The 6,000-nt window shown below is 45.3% G+C and carries 4 protein-coding genes; 2 read left to right on the top strand and 2 right to left on the bottom strand.

Annotation, left to right across the window (positions count from 1 at the left end; all coding sequences use genetic code 11):
* Positions 1 to 231 precede the first annotated feature (231 nt).
* Together PF479_RS18000 and PF479_RS17995 are read left to right on the top strand one after the other, a co-directional pair.
* Positions 232 to 2,901, top strand: coding sequence for a DEAD/DEAH box helicase (locus PF479_RS18000; RefSeq protein ID WP_298009602.1), 2,670 nt, complete (start codon positions 232 to 234; stop codon positions 2,899 to 2,901).
* On the top strand, positions 2,901 to 3,659 hold the full coding sequence (locus tag PF479_RS17995) for an SWIM zinc finger family protein (RefSeq protein WP_298009597.1): 759 nt from the start codon (positions 2,901 to 2,903) through the stop codon (positions 3,657 to 3,659). The genes PF479_RS18000 and PF479_RS17995 overlap by 1 nt, the downstream gene beginning before the upstream one ends.
* A gap of 3 nt (positions 3,660 to 3,662) precedes the next feature.
* On the opposite strand, the gene PF479_RS17990 is transcribed toward PF479_RS17995, so the two are convergent.
* Positions 3,663 to 4,949, bottom strand: coding sequence for a dicarboxylate/amino acid:cation symporter (locus PF479_RS17990; protein WP_298009594.1), 1,287 nt, complete (start codon positions 4,947 to 4,949; stop codon positions 3,663 to 3,665).
* Positions 4,950 to 5,100: 151 nt separating this feature from the next.
* Positions 5,101 to 5,847 carry a DeoR/GlpR family DNA-binding transcription regulator gene (locus PF479_RS17985; RefSeq protein WP_298009592.1) on the bottom strand — a complete coding sequence of 249 codons (747 nt, stop codon included), beginning with the start codon at positions 5,845 to 5,847 and terminating at the stop codon, positions 5,101 to 5,103.
* Between the last annotated feature and the right edge of the window lie 153 nt (positions 5,848 to 6,000).

Genomic DNA, 6,000 nt, shown 5'->3' with positions numbered 1-6,000 from the left:
TTTTAGCAATGGAGGAGGGCTTGGAGGGACTCAGCACGCTTGATGTGAGACGCGCAGCATCAAGCAGGGACCGGAAACTCCTCGATTCTACGATGATGACTGTGTGTGATTGACGGTTTGCAACTAAGCATTAGGGAATTGCTGATTAGTTGCACTAAATTATTAGTATTGCTCAAACAGGAATCACCCCTTAAAATAATCTCAGTTGTGAACTGATTTGAGGGGCAATTGATGATTAATGAGAATCCCGAGATTGTTCTTCTTCAGAACTATCACTTAAAAATTGAATGGATAAAGAGCAATAAGGACTGTTCGGAAAATATTGCCAAGGTTCATGATACTCTCAAAGAAGATTTTTCAAGCTCCCCTTATCAGGCTCTTTTTCAACTGGCATTTGTGTCGGATGATAAAAAGCTCTCAGCCAATCTCGAATTCTGGAAGAGCTTTGCCAGATTATTTACAGAAACCCTCCGTTTGAGCGAATCTCTGGAGGAATTACGGGAAAAACAAACTGTAGCGGCAGAACAATCCCTTCTTCAGGAACTATGCGTCAGAGCCCCCTATTTTCGGGGCTTCGAATATTTAAACAGCGACTGCCTCAATTATCACTGGATCCTATTAAATGACTTTTTCCAGACAGAAATAAAGAAACACCAGGGTTCTGTAGCAAGTTTCTTTTTAAACTATTCACCCGATGTACATCTGGTGGGTAAAATATATTTCCATCTGGTTGAACAGAAATCAGAAAGCTCCTCTTTTGCCTTTATGGCCACATATTCAGTGGGGCTGAACAAGAAAAAACAGGCACAGCACCGTCCACTGCAATATGCCTTGTCTGAATTTCAAAATGATCAGAACAGATTGCTTGAATTGTTATCCACTGTATCAAATGCCGCAAAACAGAGTGCGTTTCTAAAAGATCTGCTTGATTCTGGAGAACTCTTTTATCCTCTTCACTTCACCCCGGAAGAAACCTTTCAATTTCTCAAGGAAATTCCTCTCTATGAAAAGGCCGGAATACTCTGCCGGATCCCCAACTGGTGGCGCAGAGGTAAAAAATCTGCCTCTTTATCCATCTCATTTGGAGAGACGAAACAGACCTCTTTCCTGGGTCTTGAATCTCTGGTTGATTTTAGAGCGGCCATAAAAATAGGAGATGTAGAACTAACAGCTGCCGAGGCACAGGAGATTCTCAAACAATCAGAAGGACTGGCACTGATCAAGGGTAAATGGGTCGTTGTCGACAGAGAGAAGCTCTCTCAGAGCCTTGAAAACTGGGGAAAAGCAACTGATCTTCTGGCTGATGAGGATATTGCTCTCAGTGATGCTCTCAGGATGCTGATGAGCCGACAGGGGCACTCATTTTCTGATATCCTCTCCGATGAGAACGTTGAGGTCGGCATTGGAGACTGGTTCTCCGGCATTATGAAGAAGATGCAGAACCCTGAGCTGATTAAAGAATCCAGAATTGCAAAAGATTTCAGAGCCGAATTGAGGCCCTACCAGCAGGAGGGCTTAAACTGGCTCACCCTGTTGGACTCACTGCATTTGGGAGCCTGTCTTGCCGATGACATGGGACTGGGTAAAACCATCCAGATTCTGGCTCTTATGAACAGTCTCCGTAAGAAAAAAAAATACACCACAAGCCTTTTGGTATTACCAGCCTCCCTTATTCATAACTGGGCCTCGGAGCTTGAGAAATTTGCCCCTAAGATAAAATTCATCATCGCTCATCCCGGTGGAGGGAAAGAGATTCTTGATAAGAATACCTCAGCCTATCAAGTATCGAAGTGGGATATGATCATTACGACTTATGGATATGTTAAACGATACCAGTGGATTCAGGATTATCCCTGGAATTATATTATTCTCGATGAAGCTCAGGCCATAAAAAATGCCGGGTCGGCTCAGTCAAGGGCGGTCAAGAAGCTGAATAGCTGCAACCGCATTGTTCTGACGGGTACACCCATCGAAAACCGTCTATCCGACTTGTGGTCCCTCTTCGACTTTCTCAACCCGGGATTGCTCGGTAATAAAACGGAATTTTCCAGGTTCATTAAAAAAAATGATGACCTGGGGATGCTGCGCCAGGTGATCAGTCCCTATATCCTGAGGAGACTTAAGACTGATAAAAATGTCATCACCGACCTTCCCGATAAAATTGAAGTGGATTCATTTTCCCGCCTGAGTAAAAAACAACATCTTCTGTATCAGCAACAGGTTGATCTTTTAAAAGAGGCTCTTGAAGATACTGAAGGGGGGATGAAGCGCAAGGGGCTGGTCTTGTCATCTCTGCTCAAGTTCAAACAGATTTGTAATCACCCCGATCAGTATCTTGGAAATCCGACCTATAAACCCGCGGAAAGCGGTAAGTTTGAACGTTTGCGGGAGATCTGTGAGACCATCTATGAAAAGCGGGAAAAGGTCCTCATTTTTACTCAGTTCAAAGAAATTATTGAGCCTCTGGAAACCTTTCTGGAAGATATTTTCGAGCGAAAAGGGCTTGTCCTTCATGGCTCGACATCCATTGCCAGACGGAAAACACTGGTGGATCAGTTCCAAAGCGATGAGTATGTACCCTTCTTTGTTTTGTCCATAAAAGCCGGAGGGACGGGACTGAACCTCACCGCGGCAAATCATGTGATTCATTTTGACAGATGGTGGAAACCGGCCGTTGAAAATCAGGCTACAGACAGAGCTTTTCGAATTGGACAGAAAAAAAGTGTAGTGGTCCACAAGTTTATTACAGAAGGAACCATTGAAGAAAAGATTGCCATGATGCTGGAAGAGAAAAAAGGTCTCTCTGACGTGGTGCTGGAGAACACCGGTGAATCTTCTTTTATGACCGAAATGGATGATAAAGAGCTGATTGATTTATTCTCTCTCAAGGCGGGAATATAATGGGCTGGGGATATTACGGCTACGGTCGCAGCGAATCTGTGGGTGAGAAAAAAGAGAAGGCCCGGAAAAAAATTGCCGCCCTGCTTAAAAAAGGAAAAAAGATTTCACCTGTCACCATCGAAGGCCGAACAATTGCAAAAAGCTGGTGGGGACGGGCATGGAACAGCAATCTTGAGCTCTATGCCGACTTTGCCAACAGGCTATCCCGCGGCCGCAGTTATGTCACGCATGGATGTGTTATTGACCTGCAGATACTCCCGGGGAAAATAAAAGCACAGGTTTTGGGTTCCGGCAGCAGCGTCTACCGATGCGAAGTTGAGATGGATGCACTGAGCAACACAAGCTGGAAGGGTCTTACAAAACTCGTAGAAGGAAAAATCTCCTCCCTCACAGAACTACTTTCAGGAAAATTCCCTGTTGAACTGGAAGCAGTTTTAACCGATCAAAAAGGAGGACTCTTCCCCACTCCCGGGCAGTTTCATCCCTACTGCAGCTGTCCTGACCACGCAAAATTCTGCAAACATCTGGCAGCAGTTATTTACGGGGTCGGTAACAGACTGGATGCGCAGCCGGAACTCCTGTTCACACTCCGGGGAGTCTCTCCTTCAGAACTTGTTTCAAAAGCCATCATCACAGAAAAGGACAGCCTGGTAGCTAAAGCACAAAAAGTCAAAAGTACAAGACTTCTCAAACTAAAAGACAATGATTTATCCGAGATGTTTCATATCGATTTTGCCAAACCCCGGAATAAAAAGTAGAGCCTATTTCCACTTCCTCAGGTCCAGTTCCTTCTCACCCTTACTGACCAGAACTGTTCCGACCATATCGCCGGTGACATTGGTAATGGTTCTTCCCATATCCAGAAGGGCATCAATTCCCAAAATCATAGCGTAGGCGGCAGCAACGGCAGAACCGGCCTCAATGGTAATTCCTATTGAATTGAGAACCATCAGCAGCATGATGGCACCCGCTCCGGGTATCCCTGCTGATCCGATAGAGGCAAGAACAGCCGTCAGAATGATGGTGAACTGCTGGGTCAAGTTCAAATCCATGCCCACCGCGTTAGTGATGAACAGAGCGCAGACTCCCATATAGATGGCCGTACCATCCATGTTAATGGTGGCTCCCAAAGGAAGTGTAAAAGAAGCGATTTTTTTTGGAACACCGAGATTCTCATTCATATTACGCATGGTGATGGGTAGAGTACCGCTGGAACTCCTTGTGACAAAGGCGGTGACCATGGCTTCACGGGCTCCCTTAAAGAAGGTCAGATAACTCAGCTTATTCACAACAAGAAAAAATCCGTATACAAGGGCTATCTGAATAAAGAATCCGACATAGGCTGTCAGAGTCACAAGCCCCAGTGAACCAAAGGCACTGGCGCCCTGCTTACCGAACACAACAGCGATCAGTGCAAAGACACCGATGGGTGCGTATTCCAGAATCCAGCGGACAATGACATACATGACTTCTGCAGCACCATCAAAGATAGAAAACAGAGTTTCCCCCGCCTTGGCAATTCTCTCTTCTTCCGAGTTGCGAACTACAGAGATTCCGATACCAAAGGTTAAGGCAAAGAAAATGATGGGTAATACCTGACCCTGTGACAGGGCCCCAAAAGGGTTTTTAGGAATAATATTCAGGAATGTATCCATGAACTTAGGCTGATTCAGGGCCTTTCCCGCGATATCCGCATTCACGGCCAGTTCCAGTCCTGCTCCGGGATTGAAAATATTGGCCGCAATCAGTCCAATGCTAACAGCCAGGGCTGAGGTCACAATATAGTAGATAAAGATGCGGATGCCGATTTTGCCCAGCTCCTTAGGTTGAATGCTGGCAGCACCCACAACCAGTGATGTAAGGATCAAAGGCATAACAATCATCTTGAGAAGATTGACAAGAATACTCCCCAGGGGCTGCACCACAGCCACGGACGGACCAAAAACAATCCCTATGATGGCACCCAGCATTAAACCGATAAAAATTCTCAACAACAGACTAGTGTTAAAATACCAGGCAAACAAACCCTTTTTTTTTGAGGCTCTCATTTTTTTCTCCCGGTTCCAATTCAATTTAGAAAACCTATTTTTCCACTGGAACTTCATACCATAATAAGTTGATCCGGGAGATTCTCAAGTTAAAGATTCTTAACAATACCGATTGCATCTTCGTCTCGGTCATGATTTTAGGCCCACCTGTCTAGGAGACACAATAAACAGAGACATTCATGTGGGAAAGAGAATCTTTCATGGTCTCAGAAATATGACTGTCCGTGATGATCCGGTCAATATCCCGAATCTCTGCAAAGACTCGAATTCCTTTCATGCCGAATTTAGATGAATCAGAGAGGATAAAGACATCCTCCCCGGCGGCAACAAACTCCGCCATGACCTCCGCCCGGTCCAGATCCCGGCACATGGCGCCCTGGTCCAGGGTAAAACCATCCATCCCCAAAAAAACTTTGCTGAAGTTATAATAGGAGAGATACTCCCTTATCATGGGTCCCACCATGGTTTCACTGTCCTTTTGAAATTCACCCCCCAGAAGGATAACCTTGACACCCGGAGCATCCTTCATCTGCCTGGCGACAAAGGCATTATTGGTCAAGACATTGAGGCTGCTGAAGACTTTCAACTCCCTGGCCATAAGAGCAATGCAGGAACCGGCTTCCAGGAAGATCGTATCCCCTTCATTGATAAAACTCACAGCCTTGGAGGCAATCTTCTGCTTGATGCTGTAATTGATGCCCATCCGGCGGGCAATATCATCTTCAGAGGAGAGTTCGGCACCCCCTCTCGTCCTGACAAGAAGACCATTTTCTTCCAGAACCCTCAGATCACTTCGAATCGTGACAAGGGATACCGCCAGCTGGTCCGAGAGCTCCTGGACTGAGATCTCTTTCCCTTCACTGACAAGATTCAATATTTCTTCGTGTCTTTCAATCATGACTCTTATTATAGGTCTCCCTGAATACCCCTGTAAATCATCAATTGAAAGCTATATTGAGAGAATTTAAGGAATTTTCAGGGATTATTTACTTTCGATAGAAAGTTCTTTGACTTTCGATGATAAAATTGATAGAATTACAGGATGGGGGGG

The sequence above is a fragment of the Oceanispirochaeta sp. genome, from assembly GCF_027859075.1.
Classification (GTDB): domain Bacteria; phylum Spirochaetota; class Spirochaetia; order DSM-2461; family DSM-2461; genus Oceanispirochaeta.
The sequence above is the reverse complement of the archived record's forward strand: the minus strand, read 5'-3'. Positions and strand labels throughout refer to the sequence as shown.